General features: G+C 37.0%; 24 protein-coding genes. 5 read left to right on the top strand and 19 right to left on the bottom strand.

All coding sequences use genetic code 11. From position 1 onward, the window contains the following. Nucleotides 1-27: 27 nt before the first annotated feature. A complete protein-coding gene (locus tag BV902_RS09170; protein WP_075991672.1) occupies nucleotides 28-1,194 on the bottom strand; it encodes a DNA polymerase III subunit gamma/tau in 1,167 nt (388 codons plus the stop codon). A 175-nt stretch (nucleotides 1,195-1,369) separates the two neighbouring features. Here BV902_RS09170 and BV902_RS09165 point away from each other — a divergent pair, with 175 nt between their 5' ends. Then, on the top strand, nucleotides 1,370-2,545 hold the full coding sequence (locus tag BV902_RS09165; protein WP_075991671.1) for a hypothetical protein: 1,176 nt from the start codon (nucleotides 1,370-1,372) through the stop codon (nucleotides 2,543-2,545). 106 nt (nucleotides 2,546-2,651) lie between these two features. Here the strand turns inward: BV902_RS09165 and BV902_RS09160 are convergent, their stop codons facing one another. The 3 genes from BV902_RS09160 to BV902_RS09150 form a co-directional block, all read right to left on the bottom strand. Next, on the bottom strand, nucleotides 2,652-3,095 hold the full coding sequence (locus tag BV902_RS09160) for a hypothetical protein (RefSeq protein WP_075991670.1): 444 nt from the start codon (nucleotides 3,093-3,095) through the stop codon (nucleotides 2,652-2,654). Nucleotides 3,096-3,202: 107 nt separating this feature from the next. Next, a complete protein-coding gene (locus BV902_RS09155; RefSeq protein ID WP_237242044.1) occupies nucleotides 3,203-4,312 on the bottom strand; it encodes a hypothetical protein in 1,110 nt (369 codons plus the stop codon). 431 nt (nucleotides 4,313-4,743) lie between these two features. Then, the gene (locus BV902_RS09150; protein WP_237242042.1) at nucleotides 4,744-7,512 is read right to left on the bottom strand and encodes a TonB-dependent receptor; all 2,769 of its coding nucleotides are present in this window, start codon (nucleotides 7,510-7,512) and stop codon (nucleotides 4,744-4,746) included. 446 nt (nucleotides 7,513-7,958) lie between these two features. Between BV902_RS09150 and BV902_RS09145 the strand changes: the two genes are divergently transcribed. The 3 genes from BV902_RS09145 (at nucleotide 7,959) to BV902_RS09135 (ending at nucleotide 10,651) form a co-directional block, all read left to right on the top strand. Further along, nucleotides 7,959-8,600 (top strand): ABC transporter ATP-binding protein, encoded by a 642-nt coding sequence (locus BV902_RS09145; RefSeq protein WP_070567298.1) that lies wholly within the window; start codon nucleotides 7,959-7,961, stop codon nucleotides 8,598-8,600. A 47-nt stretch (nucleotides 8,601-8,647) separates the two neighbouring features. Further along, nucleotides 8,648-10,042 carry an ABC transporter permease gene (locus BV902_RS09140; RefSeq protein ID WP_075991669.1) on the top strand — a complete coding sequence of 465 codons (1,395 nt, stop codon included), beginning with the start codon at nucleotides 8,648-8,650 and terminating at the stop codon, nucleotides 10,040-10,042. 132 nt (nucleotides 10,043-10,174) lie between these two features. After that, on the top strand, nucleotides 10,175-10,651 hold the full coding sequence (locus BV902_RS09135) for a hypothetical protein (protein ID WP_070567302.1): 477 nt from the start codon (nucleotides 10,175-10,177) through the stop codon (nucleotides 10,649-10,651). An 84-nt stretch (nucleotides 10,652-10,735) separates the two neighbouring features. Here BV902_RS09135 and BV902_RS09130 read toward each other — a convergent pair whose 3' ends face one another. From BV902_RS09130 to BV902_RS09090, 9 genes are all read right to left on the bottom strand, one after another. Further along, nucleotides 10,736-11,452 (bottom strand): 16S rRNA (uracil(1498)-N(3))-methyltransferase, encoded by a 717-nt coding sequence (locus BV902_RS09130; RefSeq protein ID WP_075991668.1) that lies wholly within the window; start codon nucleotides 11,450-11,452, stop codon nucleotides 10,736-10,738. A 17-nt stretch (nucleotides 11,453-11,469) separates the two neighbouring features. Next, nucleotides 11,470-12,783: a hemolysin family protein gene (locus BV902_RS09125; protein WP_070567307.1), complete on the bottom strand. Its 1,314-nt coding sequence runs from the start codon at nucleotides 12,781-12,783 to the stop codon at nucleotides 11,470-11,472. Between the two features lie 8 nt (nucleotides 12,784-12,791). Beyond that, nucleotides 12,792-13,334, bottom strand: coding sequence for an inorganic diphosphatase (locus tag BV902_RS09120; RefSeq protein WP_075991667.1), 543 nt, complete (start codon nucleotides 13,332-13,334; stop codon nucleotides 12,792-12,794). Nucleotides 13,335-13,342: 8 nt separating this feature from the next. Continuing rightward, complete coding sequence (locus tag BV902_RS09115; RefSeq protein WP_075991666.1) at nucleotides 13,343-13,993, bottom strand: DedA family protein; 651 nt, start codon at nucleotides 13,991-13,993, stop codon at nucleotides 13,343-13,345. 143 nt (nucleotides 13,994-14,136) lie between these two features. Then, nucleotides 14,137-14,553: an HIT family protein gene (locus BV902_RS09110; protein ID WP_075991665.1), complete on the bottom strand. Its 417-nt coding sequence runs from the start codon at nucleotides 14,551-14,553 to the stop codon at nucleotides 14,137-14,139. A gap of 237 nt (nucleotides 14,554-14,790) precedes the next feature. Further along, a complete protein-coding gene (gene greA / locus BV902_RS09105; protein WP_046674213.1) occupies nucleotides 14,791-15,264 on the bottom strand; it encodes a transcription elongation factor GreA in 474 nt (157 codons plus the stop codon). A 143-nt stretch (nucleotides 15,265-15,407) separates the two neighbouring features. Then, complete coding sequence (locus tag BV902_RS09100) at nucleotides 15,408-16,106, bottom strand: response regulator transcription factor (protein ID WP_046674214.1); 699 nt, start codon at nucleotides 16,104-16,106, stop codon at nucleotides 15,408-15,410. A gap of 15 nt (nucleotides 16,107-16,121) precedes the next feature. Then, nucleotides 16,122-17,780 carry a sensor histidine kinase gene (locus BV902_RS09095; RefSeq protein WP_075991664.1) on the bottom strand — a complete coding sequence of 553 codons (1,659 nt, stop codon included), beginning with the start codon at nucleotides 17,778-17,780 and terminating at the stop codon, nucleotides 16,122-16,124. Between the two features lie 12 nt (nucleotides 17,781-17,792). Beyond that, nucleotides 17,793-19,673: an alpha/beta hydrolase family protein gene (locus tag BV902_RS09090; RefSeq protein ID WP_075991663.1), complete on the bottom strand. Its 1,881-nt coding sequence runs from the start codon at nucleotides 19,671-19,673 to the stop codon at nucleotides 17,793-17,795. Between the two features lie 177 nt (nucleotides 19,674-19,850). Here BV902_RS09090 and BV902_RS09085 point away from each other — a divergent pair, with 177 nt between their 5' ends. Beyond that, a complete protein-coding gene (locus BV902_RS09085; protein WP_070567317.1) occupies nucleotides 19,851-20,141 on the top strand; it encodes a DUF4286 family protein in 291 nt (96 codons plus the stop codon). A gap of 20 nt (nucleotides 20,142-20,161) precedes the next feature. Here the strand turns inward: BV902_RS09085 and BV902_RS09080 are convergent, their stop codons facing one another. The 6 genes from BV902_RS09080 to BV902_RS09055 all read right to left on the bottom strand — a co-directional run bounded on the left by BV902_RS09080 (nucleotide 20,162) and on the right by BV902_RS09055 (nucleotide 24,304). Next, nucleotides 20,162-20,512 (bottom strand): DUF983 domain-containing protein, encoded by a 351-nt coding sequence (locus tag BV902_RS09080; RefSeq protein WP_075991662.1) that lies wholly within the window; start codon nucleotides 20,510-20,512, stop codon nucleotides 20,162-20,164. 109 nt (nucleotides 20,513-20,621) lie between these two features. Continuing rightward, nucleotides 20,622-20,885, bottom strand: a complete 264-nt coding sequence (locus BV902_RS09075; RefSeq protein ID WP_070567322.1) for a hypothetical protein — start codon at nucleotides 20,883-20,885, stop codon at nucleotides 20,622-20,624. Between the two features lie 27 nt (nucleotides 20,886-20,912). Next, complete coding sequence (locus BV902_RS09070; RefSeq protein WP_075991661.1) at nucleotides 20,913-21,614, bottom strand: RluA family pseudouridine synthase; 702 nt, start codon at nucleotides 21,612-21,614, stop codon at nucleotides 20,913-20,915. 141 nt (nucleotides 21,615-21,755) lie between these two features. Further along, nucleotides 21,756-22,760, bottom strand: a complete 1,005-nt coding sequence (locus BV902_RS09065) for an MlaD family protein (RefSeq protein WP_070567326.1) — start codon at nucleotides 22,758-22,760, stop codon at nucleotides 21,756-21,758. A 5-nt stretch (nucleotides 22,761-22,765) separates the two neighbouring features. After that, on the bottom strand, nucleotides 22,766-23,539 hold the full coding sequence (locus BV902_RS09060) for an ABC transporter ATP-binding protein (RefSeq protein ID WP_075991660.1): 774 nt from the start codon (nucleotides 23,537-23,539) through the stop codon (nucleotides 22,766-22,768). Nucleotides 23,540-23,545: 6 nt separating this feature from the next. Continuing rightward, nucleotides 23,546-24,304 (bottom strand): MlaE family ABC transporter permease, encoded by a 759-nt coding sequence (locus tag BV902_RS09055; RefSeq protein WP_075991659.1) that lies wholly within the window; start codon nucleotides 24,302-24,304, stop codon nucleotides 23,546-23,548. Nucleotides 24,305-24,506 lie beyond the last annotated feature (202 nt).

Here is a 24,506-nt window from a genome sequence, read left to right as displayed (position 1 = left end):
GTTTGTTGCGCTTGTCCAACTACTGGCTCAGGAAGTTTTTTTTTTTACGCCCTCGGTTGCCGAAGGAATCTGTACGGATCCAAGCTGGCTCAATTTAATCGCACTTGCGATATGACATGTCTTGAGGAGTGAAAGTTCAACTTGCAGGCGTTGATTTTTACTTGTTTTATAGTTGATCTCACATTGATTGGAAATATTCAATGCAGATAACAAAAATCCTGGAGAAGCTTTTTGGGACTGCTGCAGATACTTTTGACGAATACTATCACTGACTTCCAATAATTTTAGCGTAGTTGGCTCTTTAGCAACCAGCAAATTTCTAAAATGCGCAGACAGACCGGCTATGAAATGACTGCCATCAAACCCGTGATTTAAAATCTCATTGAAAATCAATAAAGTTTGTGCTGCATCCTCCGTTAAAATAGCATCCGTTAGCTTAAAATAATAATCGTAATCCAAGATATTCAAATTATCGATTACAGCTTGATAGGTGACATTTTTATTGGAAAAACTGACGATCTGATCGAACATCGACAAGGCATCCCGAAGGCCACCATCGGCCTTTTGGGCAATGATATGTAATCCGTCCTGATCATAAGCAATACCTTCCCTGTCAGCGATACGGGCCAAATGACTGGCCATATCTTCCACTTTGATCCGGTTAAAATCAAAAATCTGACAGCGCGAAAGAATCGTTGGTAAAATCTTATGTTTTTCAGTGGTCGCCAGGATAAAGATAGCATAGGAAGGAGGTTCCTCCAATGTCTTCAAAAAAGCATTGAAAGCCGCTTGAGAAAGCATATGCACCTCATCTATGATATAGATTTTATATTTTCCAGCCTGTGGTGGTATGCGTACTTGATCAATCAGGTTGCGGATATCATCTACGGAATTATTGGATGCAGCATCCAGTTCATGAATACTGAAAGAATTTCCATTTTGGAAAGACTTACAGCTATCACATGTGCCACAAGGTTCGGTGCCTGCTAAGATATTTTCACAATTTATTGTTTTAGCTAAAATACGTGCACAGGTAGTTTTCCCCACACCGCGGGGACCACAAAACAAAAATGCCTGCGCCAACTGATTGTTGTGTATCGCATTCTTTAAGGTACCAGTAATGTGTTGCTGACCTACAACCGAATCAAAGGTAATCGGGCGGTATTTACGTGCAGAAACAATAAAATTATCCATTGCACGAAGATACGGATTTTAAAAATGAAAAAGGAGAATCTAAAACCTAAAAATAGATTGTAATTTTTTAATAATAATTCCTTCAATGCACAAAAAAAGCAAATTTTATCATTAATTTTATATTACTACAATGTTATCAAATTGTTAATAATTGAAATTAAGGGAAATATATCGAATGTTTTTGACCATACTCATTTGGTTAACCTGTGCTTCACAGCAGCTCTGGGCGCAACATCATGATTTCGATTTTTATGATGGGAAAGTGTCTATTGATGTCCCCCCCTCCTTTAATATTCCATTCAAAGACAGCTTAACGATAGCTCATGTACAAAAATTCTATCAAATAGCTGATCAAACCGATTACATACAACTTGTAAACAGTTTGCTCGAATACAAAGATGAACATCATTTGAATGATTGGGTCTATTATCAGCTGATTCGCCGCACCGCACAGCAGATTGCCCCGAAAGCTGAAAATTATACACGCTATACTTTATATAAATGGTTTTTAATGTGTAAATCTGGTTATGATGCCCGCTTGGCTGTGGGTAATAATCAGATCATATTTTTCATTCAGAACAAAGAAGATATCTCTGATATTCCTTTTTTTGAAATTGATGGCAAGAAATACACCTGTTTAAACTTCCATGACTATGGAAAGCTCTTTCAACGCGCAGACACCTATATTCCCGTTAAAATCAAAGTACCAGAAGCCGTTGGAGATTTTAGCTATAAAATCACAAAATTACCTGATTTTGTACCAGCAAATTATAAGGAGAAGCAAATTGAGTTCAATTATGGTCATAAAGCCTACCATTTTAATGTCAAGTTGAATGAAGATATCAGTGATCTTTTTAAAAATTATCCTGGCGTAGATTTTGAAACTTATTTCAATATTCCACTTAGCAAAGAGACTTATCAATCACTGATTCCTGCGCTCAAGGAAAATTTAAAAGGAAAAAATCAGCAGGAAGGTGTCGATTATTTAATGCGGTTTACGCGATATGCATTCTTATACGAAAATGACGAAGAGAATTTCGGATCCGAAAAGCGCCTTTCTGCAGAACAAACGCTATTGAATAAATACAGTGACTGTGATGACCGTGTTGCCCTGTTTTTTTATCTGGTAAAGGAAATCTACAATCTTCCTATGATCACCCTGCTCTATCCCACTCATGTAACGATGGCCGTCCAATTTGAACATCCTATCGGTGATGCTATTTTGTACAATGGAAAATATTATTCTGTCTGTGAACCTACACCACAAGCGCAAACGCTAGATATAGGTCAATTGTCTGAGGAGCTTAAAAATCAGTCCTACCAGATTGTTTATCACTACGAGCCGAGATAGTATCACATTATATCGAGGTTTCACATTCGCTTTATATCACAGAATCTAGGTGAAAATCGTCATTTTGCAGAAGAAGAATTAATCCTCCACAGCGCTTTTGTTTGATCTAAAGCTTGTTTATAAAATCAAGCACATCGGCGTATTTACCATCGGTTCGGTATGCTGCAATGGTTACCGTATTTGCCTTCCCACTAGATTTTATTGTGATCACATAATCTGTTCCATCTGCACAACGTGCGCATTCCTGAATTTTAGCCTCCATTAAGTTATAGGTTTCGACATAAGAGGACAACTTTCTAAACGTGTCTTCACTTGTCTTATAACTTTTATCTTTTACAGTTTGAGTATCACCAGTAGTTCCCGGAGCATATTTTACTTCTGTCTTATTTTGATCTACACTGATATTTACAAATTCACCCCACCAGCCAGAAATTCCTTTTATTTCTACATGAAGACCTTTAGTTTCTGAATCAGTTTTATCATCTGATTTCTTACAGGCAACAAATAGTAAGGTAACACTTAGTACCACTAGATAGATCGTTCTTTTCATATTTTAAAGTTTAGTTTATTATTTTCAATAACGAATTATTTAACATATATGCTACAAAAAAAATCCCGCACAAGGCAGGATTTTCTATCTATTTAACTAAACTATAATTATTTTACTTGCCCAGGAGTTGTATATGCCAAGTTCTGTGGATCATAATGAGCCCAACCACTTGTCCAATCTGTCGTGCCAAAAGCACCTTTATAGGCCACTTTCTCGAAGAAACTTCCCGAAACCTTAGCGTTGGTAAAAATCGCACCACTAGCAGCTGCAGATCCTGATAAAACTTTAAAATCTGGAGTAGCACTTGTATTAGAGAAATCTGAACCAAAATTATAAGGTGCTACGAACAACTCAGAAGCATATTTACTATTATCGAAAACATTCTTCGCCCTTATAAGTGTTGATATAGCGGCAGCGTTGTCCGTTGAACTAACTTTCAAATCTGCATCTTTAGAACCGTATACCAAGTTATTTTCAAACACAGCAGAGCCAGTTAGAAAGTTATTTGAAGTTGAATTAGCTACAGCAACCTTTGTATCATCGATATACAGACCTGCTAACGGGAAACCTGATATAACAGAATTTAAGATGCTAATAGAGGAATTTCTACGAATTTGTGCACCATGTTGATAATTTGCATTAAAAGATCCACCAGCTTTTTGAATAGGACCAAGAACAGTTACATTAGAAAATACTGCTGATGTTTTTGGCGTTTGAACTGTTCCTGTAGCATTATTATCAGATTCATATCCATTCGAACCCGACTGATCTGCAACTGTAGGTACACGTTGTGCTAATGCAAATTGGACATTACCAGAATACCCAAAATCTGTATCAAAATCATCATCCCAAGTACCTACGGCCAAAAGATGTTTTGCATTTACTGTACCACCGAACCATTCAAATGCATCATCACCTGAACGGTAGACTTGGATATATTCCAATGTTGTACCATTTCCAACACCGCCCATTGTTAATCCATTAATTTCATTGTCTACAGAATACGCAATACCAGCAAACTCAATACGAACATATTTTAAAGTTCCTGAGTTGTCTGCAGCATCAGTTCCTCCATAATAAATATAATTTTTTTCTTCCTTGCCTATTGGTGCGGCAAGACCACCTTCGATCTTAACATCTGTACCTTGGTTAACAGGAGCCTTGCCTAAAAGGATTACTCCGCCCCAATCTCCTTGGGAACGAGCTCCAGCCGCCAAATTAGATGTAAATACAATTGGTTTGTCTGCTGTTCCTATTGCATTAATTTTAGCCCCCCTCGTAATTGTTAATGTAGCTTTTGAAGCTTTATCACCTTTAATAATAGTTCCAGGTTCAATTGTTAAAGTGGCGCCATTACTTACATATACGAAACCTTTTAAAACATAGATTTTATCTGATGTCCAAGTTGTATTAGTTGTTATCTCACCTGAGATCTCTACGACATTTTGATTTTCAGGATTTGTTGGAGTTTCAGTACCGCCACCTTCATCCGTAATTGTTGTTTCCTTACATGCTCCAGCAAATAATAACGCTGCTAGTGAGAAGAATAAAAATCTTTTTTTTCATTTTTTAAGCTTTAAAATCTTGATACAAAAAAACACTTTAAGTATGTCTTTACATTTAAAGTAATATTAAGTTTATATTACTACTAAAATGTATAATTAAATGATACTGAATAATTTCCGCCGGTCTTATAGCGATATAGAATTTCCTTAGCTTCATTATCAAAATATACGTTTACAGGATTATTCAAAATATCACCCAAATTAACCTTTACCTCCGCTTTATTCTTCATCAATTTGTAGCCAACTTGTGCATCTAATACATTACGAGGTGCTTCGTAAGCACTCGCAAAGGTAATTCCTCCTGCTTGTGCTATCCGCTTACCAATACGGTTAAAAAGGACATTGACATTCAATTTATTATCCAATGCGCTATGCTGCAATCCCGCATTGATCGTATAGGGAGATTGTCCAACCATAGGTCGAGTTTTCTCTTTATAATCTTGATCAGTTGGATTAGTCACCTTCGAATGCACATAAGAAAGATTTAAATATGCAGTTGTGTTAGAAAACAATTTATTTTCATTGATAAAATCCAATTTCTTTCTTGCCTCTAACTCAGCTCCATATAATGTTGCTTTTGGTGTATTGAAATAGGAAACATCAACTGTCGAATTCACATCATAGCGAGATGCTTCAATAGCATCTGTAAACTGTTTATAGAATGCAGAGATAGAAAAGATTTCGCCAGCCTTAGGATATATTTCAAATCTCAAATCCGCATTATTGATCGCGCTTCTTTTTAGTTTTGTATTCCCTGAAATAGTTCCAAATTGCTCGTAATCATAAAAACTAAATGGTGCTAATTCTCGTAACTCTGGACGAGCAATTGTTCTATAATAGGAAGCTCTAAGATTTGTTTTACTATTTAAACTATAAGTCATATTAATTGAAGGCAAAAAGTCTAATTTTGTATCATCAACGTCCTTTTTGTCTGTGTCAATTTGAACATTATAGTTTTCAACACGCAAGCCATACACTACGCGAAACTTATCCATAAACTTTTGGTCCATCATGGCGTAGCCAAATCCTGTCATTGATTTTGCTGTATAGAAATCACCAGGCATTTGAATTTCATCGTATTTAAAATAGTTTTTATCGATCAAATCTGCAGCAAATATTTTATCTGGAGAAAGTTCACGTATTTGGTCAGCTAATTTTGAATCCATCTTAATTACATCTAAGACCAGTCCAACAAAACGTGCATCAAAATCACGATGACGATAATTTGCTCCAGCACCAACTTTCAATGTACTTGGTGCAGATAGAAAATTCATTGGTCTAGCATAGTTTAACTCTCCAGAGAAAACATTTTCATTAAGATCAGAAAACAAACGCGTATTCTCTTTACTAGGGCTTGTAATGTTGGCCAAATAAGGAACTGTAGAATCATTTTCTTTGTCAATCGCTTTTGCATAATTGATTTTCATCTGATTCGGTTGATTGTTTTTAATGTTGCTATAGGATGCTGTCCATTTAATTCTATCATTTAGATCAGAAAGTACGTGATCTCCTTCCAGTGTTGATTTGAACAATGATTTTTGCAAAATATCAAAAGCATAGAATTTATTTACTGATGTCGTTCCAAGATGTGTTCCTGTCCGCTCAGTATATACGTTATCATAATTTCGATTGTACAAGTTCTTCCAAGAGATTTTATTCTTTCCAAAAGAATAACCGAAATTAGCCATTGCTCCCAAATTCGTTGTAAACTTATATTGATTATCTTTATAATCATACTGATACCACTTACGTTCAATATTTGATAAAATATTTTGGGAATTTCGGTAGTTTACAGAAAATAGTGCCCCAAACTTATTGTTATTCTCATATTGCTTTACTCGACCCAAAGAAAATTGATAAGCTTGGGAGGGAAGCGCCTTCTTATTTTCAACTGAAAAATCATTCGACAATGATTTCATGGTTAAACGTTGCCACTTTTGCGATAAACCAGCAGCGAATGCTTCTCGCGAAGGGTAATTCTTGGCCAACTGACTAGATCCATCATCAAAACCAAGATAGTTTTGAAAATTCTTCTTGGTTTGCAAAAAGTCTTTAAAAGTTGAGGCTGTGTTATAACCATAGCCTAAACCAAAAGAAACGAAGTTTTGATCAGGAATATCTTTTGTTGTAATCTGTACAGCTCCCCCTGCAAAATCTGCTGGTAAATCTGGAGTAGCTGTTTTTGAGATCGTTATTTTATCAATAAGATTCGAAGGAATAATATCAAATGAAAATGCGCGACGATTGGCTTCTGTACTTGGTAGTACCGAGCCGTCCATCATAGCAACGTTATAACGATCACTCAAACCGCGAACGATGACAAACTTATTATCTTGAATTGTCGTACCACTGACACGACGTAATGCTTCGGATGTATTTTTATCTGGCGATCTTCTAATCTGCTCACTTGAAATACCATCAGAAATCAATGCACTATTTTTTTGTTGCGAATATAATGCACCAATAGATTCTTTCTTAAAAGATCCTGTAACCACAACTTGATCTAACACCTGTCCTTCCGAATTATCAAGAACGATATCCAAATTGGTCAAATCATTCGCTTTAATCTCAACCTCGGTAACTTGCTTCCTCGAGTAACCAATATAAATATATTCTACAGTATATTTACCTGCCGGTAAAGCTGGAATACTGTATTTTCCAGATACATCAGAGCTTCCACCTCTTGATGTTCCTAAAATACGAACAGTTACTCCGGTGATTGTTTCACCAGTTTTACTGTTAGTAATAGTCCCCATTAACTTCCCACTACTTTGTGCATAAACTGTTGTTGATGCAGCTACTACAAGCGTCATGGCAGCAGCGATTCCTTTAAGTTGTAATTGTGGTTTCAATTTATTTGTTTTTTGTTTCTGCAAATCTATTAGCAGAATATTAGATTAACATTAACAACAAATTACCATTACATCAATCAGTTGTTAATTTAATGTTACTCACCTCCTATTTTTCTTGATTTTCAGCAAAAAACAGCTGTTTATCCAATTTATACGAATATTTCCTCCCCTTAATGGGACAACATATTAAAGAAGTGTAATAAAATTATTAAGCACTTAATTTATTAACACAATAAGGTTATTTTTATAAATTACACTTTAATGAATGCCATTTACGGCCTTATATAGATAAGTGGTACTGCTAGTTGAGAGAGACCGATCATCTTCCATTGCCAACTGTTAACTCACTGCAGTAAATTGCTTTTTATATGCAATATAATTGCAATTATATTGCATATAAAAAGCAATTTATCTAAGTTTGAATATATTTTCAATTTCTGATCCTCATGAGCACTCCAATCGTATCGACTACACAGTTATCATTTCAGTATCCTAATTCAACGCCAATTGAATTTCCAGATATTCACATCGAGAAAGGTCAGCATACGCTGTTATTAGGAGATTCGGGTTCTGGAAAAACAACGTTACTTAATATATTAGGAGGTTTGTCACGACCAGAGACAGGTCTGGTCAAAATAAATAACCAAGACCTATCCTTATTATCAAACAGCAAATTGGATCAGTTTCGTGCGCAATATATCGGATTTATATTCCAAGAAGCCCACCTCCTAAGAAATTTAACACTTTTGGAAAACATCAAGTTGGCACAGTCTTTAGCAGGGAAAAGAATAGACCTTAATGCAATACATTTCATATTGACGCAACTGCAATTAGATCAAAAAAGTGATGCCTACCCGAACGAATTGAGTCGCGGCCAATTACAACGTGCTGCTATTGCACGCAGCATCATCAATAAACCAGCTCTACTTATTGCTGACGAGCCAACTGCCGCTCTAGATGACAACAATACCTACAGGGTATTAGAACTATTATTATCGATAGCTGACACTGCAGGATCGACTTTATTGATAACAACACACGACAAGAGAATAAAAGATCAGTTCTCCAAAATGTACCTTTTAAAATAATTGTTTTACTTTAATTTACGCGTCACCCTTAGTTTTTAGAATTTGTTATGAACACGATACAATTGGTTTGGAAAAATTTAAGTAGGCAGTTTGGCTCGGTCTTTCTAAGCATTCTGTTAACGGCGTTTGGAATTTCCATCCTTGCCGTGCTTTCAATTACCGGAGAAACTTTTGAAAAGCAGCTTGACAATAACAGTAAAAATATTGATTTGGTTGTTGGAGCCAAGGGAAGCCCCCTTCAATTGATCTTGTCAAGTATTTATCATATTGACAATCCAACCGGCAATATCCCACTGGACGAACTGGAATCATTACGCCAAAATCCCCTTGTTCAGCTTGCAGTGCCCCTATCTTTAGGCGACAATTTCAAAGGCCATCGCATTGTTGGAACAGATTCATCTTTCTTAGCGATTTATGAAACAGCAATAATTGAAGGCCGTATCTGGCAAAATAATTTTGAAGTAGTCATTGGTGATCAAGTTGCAAAAAAACAACAGCTCAAAATTGGCGATCAGATCCATAGTTCACATGGCTTGAGCAAAGATGGACATCATCATGACGAACATCCGTTTACCATTGTTGGTATTCTAAAACATAACAATAACGTTACCGATAACTTAATACTAACCAACTTAGAAAGTGTTTGGGATGTACATGGCATTGCACATAAACATGAGCATCAAGAAACAGCAGTAGAGAAAGAATTACGCGAACGCCAAGAAGACCGGGAGGAAACCCTCAAAGCACATCTGCACCATCATGGTGAAGATATAGCAGAAAATTCATCTGCTCCAGCCCAAACGAACGAAAAAGGGCATCAGGAGCAGGAAGACCATCATGAGCACGCAGAGGAAGGCATGTTTGTGAAGTCAATAGGTGCCGACATGGTAAAACAGAATGGATTGGAAATAACCGCCATTCTACTAAAATATCAATCCCCTGCAGCGATCGGAATTTTGCCAAAATTCATTGATCAGCAAACAGACATGCAGGCCGCATCTCCCGCCATGGAAAGCACTCGTCTATTCGCGTTATTAGGCGTAGGGATAGATTCTTTATCGATACTCGCTTATGTAATTATGTTTATTGCAGGTTTAAGCGTCTTTATTAATTTATATAACGCATTAAAGCAACGCAAATATGACCTTGCCATCATGCGTACGCTTGGAGCCTCCAAAGGAAAACTCTTTGCCATTGTGCTCCTTGAAGGACTAATCATTACGATTCTTGGTGGGTTAATTGGGCTTATAATGGCACATCTAGCGCTTTACTATATCAGTAATCAGACAAGTCAAAGCGCCGATTTTATAGAGGCCTTTACACTTCATCCGAAAGAACTGATTTTCTTGTTTGTTGCTTGTCTAATAGGTATCTTCGCAGCACTTATTCCGGCGATCAAGGCCTACAGGACAAGTATTTCTGGAACACTATCAAATAAATAAGTTTAACTAAGATTACACAACGACAAAAGATCGCAATAAGAAGAGCAGCTTATCCTTTAGGCAGGAAAACGGAAAATACATTCGAACAGCTTCTCGATACATAACATTCGATACATAACAATAGCATAACACATGAAAAAAACACTGACAGTATTCTTATTTATATTATTCTGTACCATACAGTCCCAAGCCCAAATAGGCAATAATCCGGATGTTCCCGATCATACACCTATGATGAACAAAACTTGGGAAGCAATTGATAAAATGGCTTATAAAGTAACTTATAATGGAGCAAAGAAAGTATATACGCCTTTCTACCCAAAGGAACTTAAAGCGCTTGAAAATAAAATTGTTGAATTACCAGGTTATATGGTTCCTCTTCATAGTGGTCGTAATCATAAAAACTTTATGATGTCTGTATTACCCGTGATGCAATGCCAATTCTGTGGATCCAACGGAATACCACCAATGGTTGAAGTAACATTAAAGGGCAATGCAATAAAATTCTCTGAAGATCCGATTAAATTAAAAGGGAAAATGATCTTTACCAAAGATCCGCTTAAAGGAAATGCTGAAATCCAGATTGTAGATGCAGAACCAATAAAATAAACTAGCGTCTATTATTAAACCATTAAATGGGCTTTGCAGATCTCTCACAGCCCATTTAGTGGGCCAGGGTCCGTCTTTTATCCCCTACCCTCTATTCAGCAGGGAAACTTCCATACAAGCTGCTAAAGCAGCCGTTTCGGTTCTTAAACGCGCTTCTCCCAACGAAATCGGATGAAACCCCATCTGTAGTGCCAAATCAATTTCCTCTTCAGAGAAATCTCCTTCCGGACCAATGAGGATAATATAATGCTGGGCAGGCTCCAAAACCTGGTTTAAATACTTCTTTTCAGCGTCAACACAGTGTGCAATTGCCTTTTGAACACCTTCTGTTGGGATTTCCCTCAAAAACTGTTTAAACGATACTGCTGGATTTAGCTTCGGAAGATAGGCTTTCAACGATTGTTTCATCGCTGCAACAACCACCTTATTTAGACGATCTAATTTCACCTCTTTTCGCTCAGAATGCTCACAGATAACTGGAGTTATTTCTTGAATTCCAACCTCAGTCGCCTTTTCCAAAAACCATTCGATGCGATCAATATTCTTCGTTGGACCAACAGCAATATGCAAATGATATTTTGGCCGCTGAAACTCCTCCTCAACAGTTAAGATCGTGAGAACAGTACGTTTGGGATGAGGGTCAATAATTTGAGCTTCGTACAAACCACCGCGACCGTCTATGAGATGTAAACGATCACCAGTATCCATACGAAGCACACGAATAGCATGTTTACTTTCTTCTTCACTAAGGATAAAATTTTCTAATGAAGGGTTTAAATCCGGTGTAAAAAATAACTGCATGTACTTTCGTTATTGTTTTATTCTTCTGTATCATCATCGGCCGATTCGACCAATTCCAATTTGACAAACTCTATGTTCTGCTGAGCCTTACGGATAATAGTGAATACGTAACCATATTCTTCTTTACGCTCACCGACTTCAGGTATCTTATCAAAGATTTCGCTCACCAGACCCGACATCGTATCGTAATCCTGACTCTCGGGTAATTCTATCGGGAGAAATTCATTCACATCATGAATACTAGCTCCTGCATCGACCATATATTCCGTTTCCGAAATACGTTCGACAACTGGAGTTTCCTCATCGTATTCATCCTGAATCTCACCAACAAGTTCCTCAACAATATCTTCCAGGGTAACCATACCCGCAGTTCCACCAAATTCATCCAATACAATCGCTAACTGTAGACGCTTTTGCTGGAACTCAGCCATTAGATCATTGATCTTCTTCGTCTCAGGAATGAAATAAGGTTTGCGCATGATATTTCTCATGACAACCTCTTTTCCTTTAGCTAAGAGGGGTAAAATATCTTTCGTATGGACAATACCAACGATTTGATCAATATTATCCTCATAAATTGGCAGACGAGAGTACCCTTCTTCAGTCATGGTTTCTATCAGCTCAGAGGCATCAGCCGTGACCTCCACAGCCACAATTTTGGTACGAGGTACCATAATATTCTTAACGATACGTTCGTTAAAATCAAATACATTTTTGATCAACTCGTGCTCAGAAATATCCAAAGCACCAGACTCTTTACCTTTATCCAAAAGATATTGCAACTCTTCAGAAGAGTGCGCAGATTCCCCTTTAGTAACTTCAAATCCTAAAATCTTCAACAGAAAATTAGCGAAACCATTTAAAATCCAAATAAATGGTCTAAAGATAAAGTAGAAAAATTGCAGTGGAACCGCAATTTTCATTGTTGTTGCAACAGGTTTTTGAATCGCAATTGATTTAGGAGCGAGCTCTCCAAATACAATGTGTAACACGGTAATAATCGTAAAAGCCAATACATGACCTGCATTCGTCGCGATTGTACCTGTCAATTCAACACCGAAAAAACCTAATACCCCCTGCACAATTTGGGTCATTACAGCCTCTCCTACCCAACCTAAGGCCAGTGAAGAAAGTGTAATACCCAATTGTGTAGCGGCCAAATAACCATCCAAATGCTCCGTTATACTTTTGGCTATTGTAGCAACTTTGCTACCTGTTTTTGCCTGAACTTCAATTTGGGAGACTCGGACCTTGACAATAGCAAATTCTGCCGCGACAAAAAAGCCGTTGGCCAATACTAAAAACAATGTCCAAAATATATCGAGCGCCATGCTTGGGGTTATTTGTTAACAAATTCTTTTTTGTACAAATCGATAGCCTCGATCAAGATTCTTTGTGCTTCTTCACGTCCTTTTACACCCTCAACAATGACATGCTTCTTTTCAAGTGCTTTATAACTCTCAAAGAACTGTACAATCTCCTTCATGGTATGCGGAGGTAACTGATCAATATCTTTAATGTAATTAAAAACGGGATCATTTTTAGCTACCGCAATAATTTTATCATCTTGTTCTCCACCATCAACCATATTCATCACACCAATGACCTGTGCTTCAACCAATGTTAATGGTAAAATATCCACTGAACAAATGACCAAAATATCCAAAGGATCTTTGTCATCGCAATAAGTCTGTGGGATAAAACCATAATTGGCAGGATAAACGACAGATGAACTCATTACTCTGTCCAAAAGCAACAAACCAGTTTCTTTGTCTAATTCATACTTTCCTTTGGATCCGTTTGTAATCTCAATGATAGCATTTACGGCATTTGGAACATTCTCACCTGGAGAAACCATGTGCCAAGGGTTTTGTTTACTCATTTTTTATTTTACTGTATATTTTGTTTGTTTCTTTTATCTTTTATACGCTTTTTTAACAACGTTATTGCAATTGGTAAAAATGCGATCACAATCATACCAACGACAACATATTCTACATAATGTATAATCCAAGGGAACTCAATACCAAGGAAATATCCAGACAGGGTCAACACAAGTACCCAAATGGCAGCTCCGGCAACATTATACAGAACGAACTTCTTAAAGTCTAATTTTACAACACCTGCAAAGATAGGTGCAAAAGTACGAACTATTGGAACAAATCTTCCTATAATTAAAGCAGTTCCACCATATTTATGATAAAATTCTTCGGCCATGACCACATATTTTCGCTTAAAGATGAAACTATCTTTTCGCTTAAACAGCATCGGCCCCGCTCGATAACCAAACCAATACCCTGTAAAATTCCCTAACACTCCCGCTATAAACAAGCCCAAACAAAGCGTGTATATATTAACGTCAATTTTATTTAGCGCGCAAAATAATCCTGCAAGAAATAATAAATAATCCCCAGGTAGAAAAAATCCAAAAAATAGGCCCGTCTCAGCAAATACAATTAAGATAACCAAATAAAACCCTCCTGAACTCAATAGTTCCTCCGGGTTTAATAATTGTTGAAATGACAACAAGAGTTCATGCATAACCTTTAGTAAAAATCAATGTTGCGTTCCTTTTTTAGAACAACTCCCACGCTTATCTCTGTACAAATTTGAAACAACAAGGTACAAATATAGCATTCTTCTAAAAAACGAACGTAAATCAAGTGTAATATAATCCTTTCTAATTATTGATTTTGAGCAGTTATACTGACGATAGACTCGCGAATAGTAGTCGCAATTTCATGAAGTTCGTCCTCTGCCAAGCTCAATTTAGGTCCAGCAAAGTTTAAATCACTAATTTTATTAATAGGCACCAAATGTATATGTGCGTGAGCCACTTCTAAACCAACAACTGCAACACCGACTTTTACACAGGGAATTACCTTTTTAATACCTTGAGCAACAATCTTAGCAAAGACCCAAAGCGCCATATATTCATCATCTTCTATATCAAAAATGTAATCGGTCTCTTTCTTAGGGATCACAAGAACGTGCCCCTTAGCCAATGGACTGATATCCAAAAAAGCTAGAAAATCATTACTTTCTGCAACTTTGTAAGCTGGGATCTCCCCAGCAACGATTTTTGAAAAAATTGTCGACATATTATTCTAATCTTGGAATAAATCTTTTAAACAATAATTAGCAAAAAACAGACTTTAAAATGCAAAGCCTTCGGTATGTTAACAATTAAAAATTTAACTGCAGTTTTATCACACCCTGTTTTTCTACTGCCAACAAATATAAACAAAAAAGGTCGCGATTACTATATCACGACCTTCTTAATATAAAGTTAATTTGTGGATGTGCGGTTATGGCATACCGCACATAACCGACATATATTATCTTGAAATCTCTACGATCTCGAATTCAATTTTACCGGCAGGCACTTCAATAACAGCTGTATCACCTTTCGATTTTCCCAACAAACCCTGGGCAATAGGAGATTTAACTGAAATCTTGCCCGACTTCAAATCTGCTTCTGACTCCGCCACCAATTGATAAGTCATTTCAGCACCATTCTTCTTGTTCTTGATCTTAACAATCGATAAGGCCAAAACTTTAGATGTATCCAATTTGGACTCATCAATTAAACGTGCTGTAGCCAATGTATTCTCCAAATTGGCAATTTTAGCTTCATGAAGCCCCTGAGCTTCTTTAGCAGCATCATACTCTGCATTTTCTGACAAATCTCCTTTGTCTCTAGCCTCTGCAATAGCATTGGCAATTTTAGACCTTCCTTCCGTCTTCAGATAAGCCAATTCTTCTTTAAGCTTACGCAATCCTTCTTCCGTAAAATAAGTTACTTCTGCCATAATTTTATCTTTTTTCTTATTTTCTACTTTTTAAAAAAGAAACAAGACCATATTTCCCTCGTCAGGAAACATGGTCTTGCTTTGAATCTATACGAAGATAATAATTGTTTTCAACAAAACAAATTCTTACCCGTTAAATAAAATTAAATCTCTTCCTCATCAACAAATTTATACCCCAGCCCCCGAACTGTTTGTAGATAATGTGGCTTATCTGGATTTGTTTCGATCTTTTTCCTTAAACGAACCACATGCATATCCAACGTACGTGTGTTGACATTTGAGCTATAACCCCAGACAACCTCCATTAACTCCTCGCGTGTAATCTCCCGGCCTAAGTTTTGTAAAAAATGAAGCAAAATTCGGTTTTCCAAAATGGTCAACTCAACTTTCCTTCCGTCACGTATTAAGGAATGAATATTCGGATGATGTTCCGTTTGGCCAAATTTATATACTTCGGGACTGTTCTTAGGCAAGAAAAATTTCACCTTATTATCGATCATAGCAATAAGCACATCCATATTGAATGGCTTACTAATGTAATCAGTCACACCAAAGCTATAGGCTTCAATTTTGTCCACATCTTGAGACTTCGCTGTCATCATGATAATGATATTCTCAAATCCGGCTTTACGGACATCTTCACAGATTTCGTTGCCTTCTTTTCCTGGAAGCATCCAATCCAACAAAACCACATCGGGTCTCTTTTCCAAGATCAAACTTTCCGCTTCATTCCCATTTCCACTTTGAATGACCTGATAGCCTTCGGATTCCAATCGATGTTTTACCAAGAACCGTAAGTTCTCATCATCTTCAATAACAGCAACAGTGATGTCTTTATTCATATTTAAATTTATTTTTTAAACCGGAAATACCAAGGTAAAGGTGGTCCCCTGTCCCAATTGACTTTTTACTGTAATATCACCACCTATAAATTCGGTAATTTCTTTACAGAAAGCCAAGCCCAAACCGATACTTCCTTGCTGATTATATTGACTTTTTATTCTATAAAACTTTTTGAAGATGTTGTTAAACTCTGCCTTCTCAATACCTATTCCTTCATCCTTAAAAGTGATAACAAAATTCTTCTTGTTTTGTTGTATCGCAATATCTAAGATTTTATGCCCCGCTTTCGAATATTTATAGGCATTATCGATCATATTTTGAAACACACTACTTAACAGTACCGGATCCGCAAGCATTGATGTTCTTACATCAATTTTTGTGCTAATCTTGAAATCCGCATATTTTATTCTTGACGAAGCTACTAGATTTTCGGTAAATTCCTCCAAATCAACTTCTTCTTTATTTAATTTTATGGTTTTATTTTCGATCTGACTAAAAGACAACAGCTTATTCATCAAGTTATTTAATCGGTCTGCCTCCTGATCCAATATATTTCCATACATTTTCCGTTCTTCATCAGAGAGTACCTGCGCACTCTTAATATTATTTCCAGCAATTTTAATAACACTCACAGGCGTCTTAAACTCGTGGGTAAGATTATTGATGAAATCGTACTGCAATTTAAAAAGTCTTCCGTTAATTTCTAAATTTCTATAAATTAAATATAATATTGCAATCAAAATAATATAAATCAGGGATACCCCTCCCAATACCGGCCAAAAACTGCGATTTATCTCTTTTGACAGAAAACTTTTACTCGACCTAAAAAGAAGTTTGTAGTCTGCTAAGGCTCCAGGTAACGGCATCTCCGTTGAAATCTCGTCATTTTCCGGCGTGATCGGAGCACCAACCAGTGGGACTATTTCTACTTTCTCATAAAGATTTGAATAACTATTTTTTACTTCCAGATACATTGGGTCAATCTGAAAATTGAACATATCCTGTTCATATCCGACAGTATGATCCAAATTACCTTCCATAATGGACTTATAGACTATTAAGTCGTTGACCCTTGGAATATTCAGATAGGTAATCTGTCCAGGTCTTATGGTATAAAAAACCTTCAGGATATCCTTATCAGAAAGCTTGGCATTCGGTTGCAATTTATCAATATAAGTTGCCAGCTTCACACCAATATTATTAATCTCTTCGGAATGCAAGCCCATCTGCCCACGATCCCGAATCGTATTTTTGTTCAGGCCAGACCTGGAAACGGTAAAAAAAGTAATGGTTTTCGGTTGAATTCTAAGGTTATTAACAATAAAACCATAGTTCAAATTATGATCATTATTAAATTGTAAATCAAAAAAACCAATTTCTCTAACGAATGGGTAGGAACTTAATATACTATATGCATATTTTCCCGCCTGGACTGAATCCAAAAAACCTTGATAAAAAGATACTTCAGGAATTCTATTCTGAAAAAAATCATTGAAAGGGACTAAGGTTTGATCAAATATCTCCGATTTTCGATTGGTAAATTCGTTCTTAATATGCGATTCTGTATAACTACGCGAAAGAAAAAGGGCAAATATATACAGACCACTAATCACGATGAAAAACATCAACAATAATCCGTAGTTTTTTCGATAGCTATATTTCTCTGCTTTCATAATCTCCTGCCCTTAGTCTACAAGATATTTCGCCAAAAACCGCTCCAACTCATTATAGTACCCAAAGACATTCTCGTCCCGTTTAAAAGTTCTATCCTCGTCCTCTTTTAGGATGTATTGTACGGGAATATTATTATTCTTTAATTTCTGTACAAATTGATTTGCATCTGTTACCGAACTAAACCTATCCTTTCCTCCCTGTACCAATAGCACCGGTATCTTTACTTTATCCGAATGAAATACAGGTGAAATATTTTTAAATAGCTCAGCCTCCCGAATCGGATTCCCAACTACTTGATACATTTTCTGCACATACGATTTAAAATATGGCGGTATATCTCTAAAGTAAGTGAACAGATTGGTATAGCCGGAATAAGACACGGCACATTTATAAAGATCAGAATTAAAACAAGCAGCGTGTAGCGCCGAATAGCCTCCGAAACCTTTCCCTACAATAGCGACACGTTCCCGATCAGCAATTCCTTCTTTAATCAACCATTTCACCCCATCAGTAATATCATCCTGAATCTTCCCACCCCATTCCTTAAATCCCGCAGTCCAAAACTTCTTACCGAAACCGGTCGATCCCCTATAGTTCATCTGAAAAACCAGATAGCCCCTGTTCGCCAGAAACTGCGCTTCGTTATCGAATCCCCAAACTTCCCGTCCGTTAGGTCCATCATGGGGCAATACAACCATAGGCAGATTTTTGCGATTGGAATGAATGGGATAAGTTAAATAACCCGAAATCTGAATACCATCTCTCGCGGTATAAGTGATATACTCATTTGGAGAAAGTTCTTTGTCTTTTAGATCGGAATTATTATCTGTTAGCTTCGTTAATTTTTGAGTCGAAAAATCATAAAAATAAATCCCGCCCGGATTTACGTCCGTATAGGTTTTGATAATGACCTTGTTCCCCGAAATATCAGTATTCAATACCTGAAACTCAAAGCCATCAATCTGCTTCGACAATTGATCATATTTCTTTTTGGTAGCCTCATCAAAAAAATGTCTGTTCTGTCTTGATGTGCTATAATTGACAAATAACAGCTTATTCTGTTCAGTGAAATACCCCCCAGGGCTCACGTCAACATCCTTATGACTATATAGCTCGCCCAGCTCTCTTTGATTTACTAAATCATAACTTACCAAGGCCAGTTTATCCCGGTCTATATTGGATAAAGCATAAATGATGGCATTTGAACTATCCTTATAACCCAGTGGAGAAAAACTACTTTCAACATCACATCGTATAATCTCTTTAAATGGTTCTTTTTCTGAGCTTCTATAGAGCACAGATTGCTGTACAGAATCGTTGGCCACAGCCAATCGTACCTGCCCATCATTGGATATAACCCAGGAGCTCATATTTCCCGGATTCTGTAAAACCAATTCCCGAGGCCTCCCATCTAAATAGATACGATAAAGGTCAAAAAAAGAAGAGTCTCTATCGTTGATTCCCGCTATAAAACTATCACCTCCCGTCGCCATAGCATGAATCCATCGAAACCGACCTCGTACCGGTTTAATCAATGGCCAAATCTTTTCTGTGTTGATGTCCACAGCATATAAACGTAAACTGTCCTGCGAAGATTGTTCCGTCAAAAAAGAAATTTTTGAATCATTGTTCCAAGCGAAGGATTTTACGTTAATATCATTTTGATAAGTAAGCTGTTTGGAACTATCCTTATTGATCAAATCTATTAAATAGATATTTTTGCAATGATTATCTAAGCCAATGTAAGCTATGAATCGACCATTTGGAGAAATCTTAAAATTTGATTTTTCAGGTGTAGAAAAAAATTGATTAATTGGAATAAGATCAACACTATGTCGTTGACACCCCAACATGATCATGGCAGAAAAAAACAAACCTATCCAAAATTTCATCCTCATAATCCCAAATACATCCTTATCATTTATTCCAAATATTGCAATTAAATACGGAATTGCATGAAATGCAACCTTATTTTTACAAGATATAGTAATTAAATGTAATATTCAAACTTATCTCGGTTCTGTCCTTTAGAATCTTTTTTATCGCAGAAAAATAGCGTATTTTTGCATATGTTTTTATACAATGTCTCCGTTATAGCAGAAGAAACAATCCATCAAGAGGTCGTTTCATGGATTCAGGATAATATCGTGCAATCCCAAAAATTTCAAGTGCATTTTCTGGAAATGCTACAGTCTCCACACGAAGGTATGACCTACTGCATTCAGGTTATACTCCCTACAGAAGACCATATAGCAGATTTTCAGCAAGTGCATCTAATTCCATTACAACAACTCATTTCGGAAGTATATAAAGACAAGGTGTTCCTTTTCGACAGTACCATGAAGTATCTAAAAAAATAAAAGAGCTCTGTGGAGCTCTTTTATTTTTTTATTTCATTAATATCGTTACCATCTTCTTCAAGGTTCTTATTATTCTTTTCACCTATCTCTGCCGCCAATTCATAGCGCGGATCATAACTGATTTTTGGCGTTAAAAAATGAAGTAAAATCAAACGGGCATATCTAAAATTAAAAGGTGCGAAGACCAAAATGGTTACAGCTAGACCAATCAGATAAGACCAAGGAGACTCGCTTCCTGTCAAAATTGCGATAGCAACAGATACAGTAACAATCTCAGCGACAGACAAAGCATAACTCACATACATGGCAGCATAGAAATACCCCGGCTCAACCTCGTACTTGACACCACAATAAGGGCAAGTATCATTCATATGCTGCTTGTGTAAACTGTATACCTTTCCTACAAATACATTACCAATATGACACTTCGGACATTTGGAATGTATCATTGCATGGAATTTGGATGTGGGCATTAAGAATCTATTTTATTTCGTTTAAAAATTTCTTTGTTACAGGGTTCTTCTTGCGGTATTTTTTATACCATAAATAACCAAGGCCCGCCGCGGCTAGATAAGGTATTACCAATAGAAACAAAATACCGTCATTCAGACCTCTTCCCTGCATATTTCCTTCCTTCGTAGAATTCTCAGCGTTCAATGTACACATCGCACACTGTCCGTACGAAACAGACACAGCCGAGCAGCTTAAGGTAAATATTAGGAGTAAATATTTAAACCATTTCATAGCACAAAGGTACTGAAATTTTAACGATTAGCGTGCCAAAGATTCAAATTTATCCCAGAAGCCATCTTTCGGCAAAGAAGCGATCAATTCCATCCTATCCTTTTTTATTGGATGCGTAAAGGCCAATGAACGAGAATGTAAACAAATACTACCCAAAGAACTACCTCTTGGATATCCATACTTATTATCACCAACAATAGGACATCCCATCGCTGCAAGTTGCGCACGAATCTGATGTGTACGACCTGTTAAAGGCTCTACGCGCAGCAAATAGAATCCATTCAACTCACCCACCAATGTATAATCCAACTCGGCATAACTTCCGCCTTTCACCTCGCGTGGAAAGGCCTTTGTTACCCTTGTTTGTCTATTCCGAACCAGCCAATTGATAAGTTTCCCCTCAGTTTTTCGCGGACGCTGTCTAACGATTGCCAAATAGGTCTTTTTCACATGTCTATCCTGAAAAAATTTATTCATTCGCTCTAACGCCTTGCTTGTTTTGGCGAACAAAATCATACCACTAACAGGTCTATCTAATCGATGAATAACACCGACAAATGCTTCATTTGGCTTATCATATTTCTTTTTCAAATATACTTTCACCATATCTTCTAAAGATAGGTCTCCTGTTTCATCCACCTGCACAATATCCCCGGCTTTCTTATTTATAGCGATGAGATGATTGTCTTCGTAAATGACGTCTTTATCGGTTATTTCGCTGTGATTCATTTCTTTCAAATCTAAAAGGGTTATCCAAATGCTATACAGTATTAAGACCTGTTCAGTTGGATCCCATAATGGTGCTATTATTTATTAAAAAAGGCCCTACGCAAGCGTACAGCCTTTCCTTATGTTCTTTTTTAACACAACTTATTTTGCAGTGTCCGCTTTAAGCAACTCAGCTTTTTTCGCATCCTCCTTCATCTTCTTTTTAAAGAAACCACGCAACAAGAAATTATGCTGCAATGCCTCCATATTCTCGTCCAGTTTGGATGTGCTCGAATTTAAATTATTAATTGCCGATTTTATTTGATTTGCCGATGCCGGGTCATTCAATAACACACCCACCGCATTATCTTTATCATTCAATCGACTTGAAGCATTATTCAAATTGTTTATCAATGCATTTGCTGTCTGAGAAACTCCTTGCAACTGCGCTGCAGACTGACGCAGGTTAGAGAATATAGCGGTATCAGTCGTTAAATCATGAATCAAGCCCTTATTGCTATTTAAAGAGTTTGTCAAGGTAACCAAATTAGCAGATGCTTTATTCGCATTATTCATTGCAGCACTGATTGACAATAATGTAGCACGCAATGTATTAACCATAGAAGTATCGGTCAACATCGCTCCAACCATTCCTTTTCCGTCCGCCAATCCACGGGATATTTCTACAAAGTCAGTAGTAATCTTTGCTAAGTTTTCATTATTTACCTGCAATGTTTCCATCATTGCTTCCATGTCCGCAGTCTTCGCCGAACGCAAGAAATCACCTGTCTCCACTGTTGGCGCATTTTGCGACCCTCCAGAAATCACTACGATCTTGTTCCCAATCAAACCATCCGAGCCCAATTTTGTTACGGCATCTTTACGAATATATTCGGCAGATTTCTCCTCGATTGTCAAAACCACCTCAACATCCTGCACACTTTTAAAATGTATATTCTTAATGATCCCTACCTTAACCCCAGAAAACCACACATTACTTCCCACTTTCAATCCAGCGACATCGGGAAATGAAGTCGTAATTTCGATATTTCTAGTAAATTTCTTTTGCTGGCTACCCAAAATAAAAATACCCGCTAAAAGAATCAATACGCCTAAAAAAACAAAAATACCGACAATGATTGCTCTTTTATTTTCTGCCTTACTCATGTATATTATAGAATAAAATTATAATTATAAAACGCTCTTACACGTGCGTCATCTGTATCAAAAATCTCTTCAAAAGACCCCTGTCTTTCAAACTTGCCATCCAACAACATTACAATACGGTCTCCCACCTCTTTCGCACAAGCTAAATCATGCGTAATAATAATTGATGCTGTTTTATACCTCTCCTGAACCTCATTAATCAATCCATTAATCTCCAAACAAGTGATCGGATCTAGTCCTGCTGTTGGTTCATCGTACATCATGATTTCAGGTCTAAGAATCAGTGTGCGCGCAATACCAATTCGTTTACGTTGTCCACCCGACAACTCCGATGGCATCTGATTGATAGCTTGCGAAAGCCCTACTCCATCCAAAACCTCTTCTACAGCGTAGTTGATCTCCGAACGTGTTAAGTTCCGTTTATTTCGAACCAATGGAAATTCCAAATTTTCGCGCACAGTCATACTATCATAAAGCGCACTATTCTGAAAAGAAAACCCTATTTTTAAGCGTAATTCACGCAGTTCGCGATCATTTAATTCAAGAACTGACTCTCCCAAAACATTGATCGTCCCCTCATCCGGTCTTAATAAACCCGAAATCAATTTGATCAACACTGATTTCCCCGTTCCAGAACGCCCAAGCACAACGAGATTTTCTTCTTTATATAAATCCAGGTTAACACCACGTAGGACGTGATTATCACCGAAAGACTTGCTAACATCCCTAATTTCAATGACCGGCTTCGAATGGTCGATGGTTGATTTAATCTTTTCCATAGCTCGCTATCCAAAGAACGATAAAACTTGAACAATAATTATTTCCTCAATAAATACAAGGAACATCGAAGCTACAACGGCAGCATTGGCTGCCTTACCCACACCTTCAGTCCCCTTTGAAGAAAAATAACCGCAATAACAACTTACAGCTCCAATAGTAAAACCAAATATAACCGCACGCAAAACCATAGCACCTAAATCCTTAAATGCTATCGTCTCAAATACTTGCGTAAAAAAACTCAAAAAGCTTAAGTCGTCTTTACTCATCATACTTAGGTAACCGCCTAAAAGACCTATACCCGCTACATAAAAACATAGTACAGGAATCCCAATAGTTGTAGCTAATATTCTACTTACAATAAGATACTTATATGGATTAGTTCCCGAAACTTCCATGGCATCGATTTGCTCCGTGACATTCATCGAACTTAGTTCCGCACCGATTTGCGAGCCCACTTTACCCGAAGCTATTAAAGCTGTCACCAGCGGTGCAAGAGCACGAACAATAGCAATCGAAATAAGCGAAGGCAACATCGAAGTCGCCCCGAATTCTTCCAAAGAAGGACGCGATTGTTTTGTAAAGACAAATCCAACAATAAACCCCGTTAAACTGATCAAAGGCAAAGATTTGTAGCCTATTTCATAGCACTGGCGGACAATTTCTTTAAATTCATATGGTGGAGTTACCAATTCGCGCCAAAACCGTAGCAAAAAACGGTGAATGTTTGCGAATTCTAGAAAAAAAGTCTGAAGTTTTTTAGCCATTTAAATGATGTCTATTTCAAATTAATGTGTCATAAAACACGTCTTATGCTGAACAAACACGTAGCAATTCGAGCGGTAAAGGTAAATAAAAAATATGTATCTAAAATTGTCGTTTATGTAAAAAGATCATCAATTTGACTTTTATATAAAAAAAATCAGATTTCCAGTGTACCGATTAAACCATTTTATACGTTATGCTGTC

Origin of the sequence: Sphingobacterium sp. B29, from assembly GCF_001952815.1 — a bacterium.
GTDB classification, from domain to species: Bacteria; Bacteroidota; Bacteroidia; order Sphingobacteriales; family Sphingobacteriaceae; genus Sphingobacterium; species Sphingobacterium siyangense.
Note: the sequence above shows the minus strand (reverse complement) of the source record. Positions and strands in the feature narration are given on the sequence as shown.

What these genes read in the sequence shown, in the direction of transcription:
- BV902_RS09170 (WP_075991672.1), bottom strand. Translation starts at nt 1,194, where the DNA reads ATGGATAATTTTATTGTTTCTGCACGTAAATACCGCCCGATTACCTTT.
- BV902_RS09165 (WP_075991671.1), top strand. Translation starts at nt 1,370, where the DNA reads ATGTTTTTGACCATACTCATTTGGTTAACCTGTGCTTCACAGCAGCTC.
- BV902_RS09160 (WP_075991670.1), bottom strand. Translation starts at nt 3,095, where the DNA reads ATGAAAAGAACGATCTATCTAGTGGTACTAAGTGTTACCTTACTATTT.
- BV902_RS09145 (WP_070567298.1), top strand. Translation starts at nt 7,959, where the DNA reads ATGAGCACTCCAATCGTATCGACTACACAGTTATCATTTCAGTATCCT.
- BV902_RS09140 (WP_075991669.1), top strand. Translation starts at nt 8,648, where the DNA reads ATGAACACGATACAATTGGTTTGGAAAAATTTAAGTAGGCAGTTTGGC.
- BV902_RS09135 (WP_070567302.1), top strand. Translation starts at nt 10,175, where the DNA reads ATGAAAAAAACACTGACAGTATTCTTATTTATATTATTCTGTACCATA.
- BV902_RS09130 (WP_075991668.1), bottom strand. Translation starts at nt 11,452, where the DNA reads ATGCAGTTATTTTTTACACCGGATTTAAACCCTTCATTAGAAAATTTT.
- BV902_RS09125 (WP_070567307.1), bottom strand. Translation starts at nt 12,783, where the DNA reads ATGGCGCTCGATATATTTTGGACATTGTTTTTAGTATTGGCCAACGGC.
- BV902_RS09120 (WP_075991667.1), bottom strand. Translation starts at nt 13,334, where the DNA reads ATGAGTAAACAAAACCCTTGGCACATGGTTTCTCCAGGTGAGAATGTT.
- BV902_RS09115 (WP_075991666.1), bottom strand. Translation starts at nt 13,993, where the DNA reads ATGCATGAACTCTTGTTGTCATTTCAACAATTATTAAACCCGGAGGAA.
- BV902_RS09110 (WP_075991665.1), bottom strand. Translation starts at nt 14,553, where the DNA reads ATGTCGACAATTTTTTCAAAAATCGTTGCTGGGGAGATCCCAGCTTAC.
- greA (WP_046674213.1), bottom strand. Translation starts at nt 15,264, where the DNA reads ATGGCAGAAGTAACTTATTTTACGGAAGAAGGATTGCGTAAGCTTAAA.
- BV902_RS09100 (WP_046674214.1), bottom strand. Translation starts at nt 16,106, where the DNA reads ATGAATAAAGACATCACTGTTGCTGTTATTGAAGATGATGAGAACTTA.
- BV902_RS09095 (WP_075991664.1), bottom strand. Translation starts at nt 17,780, where the DNA reads ATGAAAGCAGAGAAATATAGCTATCGAAAAAACTACGGATTATTGTTG.
- BV902_RS09090 (WP_075991663.1), bottom strand. Translation starts at nt 19,673, where the DNA reads ATGAAATTTTGGATAGGTTTGTTTTTTTCTGCCATGATCATGTTGGGG.
- BV902_RS09085 (WP_070567317.1), top strand. Translation starts at nt 19,851, where the DNA reads ATGTTTTTATACAATGTCTCCGTTATAGCAGAAGAAACAATCCATCAA.
- BV902_RS09080 (WP_075991662.1), bottom strand. Translation starts at nt 20,512, where the DNA reads ATGAATGATACTTGCCCTTATTGTGGTGTCAAGTACGAGGTTGAGCCG.
- BV902_RS09075 (WP_070567322.1), bottom strand. Translation starts at nt 20,885, where the DNA reads ATGAAATGGTTTAAATATTTACTCCTAATATTTACCTTAAGCTGCTCG.
- BV902_RS09070 (WP_075991661.1), bottom strand. Translation starts at nt 21,614, where the DNA reads ATGAATCACAGCGAAATAACCGATAAAGACGTCATTTACGAAGACAAT.
- BV902_RS09065 (WP_070567326.1), bottom strand. Translation starts at nt 22,760, where the DNA reads ATGAGTAAGGCAGAAAATAAAAGAGCAATCATTGTCGGTATTTTTGTT.
- BV902_RS09060 (WP_075991660.1), bottom strand. Translation starts at nt 23,539, where the DNA reads ATGGAAAAGATTAAATCAACCATCGACCATTCGAAGCCGGTCATTGAA.
- BV902_RS09055 (WP_075991659.1), bottom strand. Translation starts at nt 24,304, where the DNA reads ATGGCTAAAAAACTTCAGACTTTTTTTCTAGAATTCGCAAACATTCAC.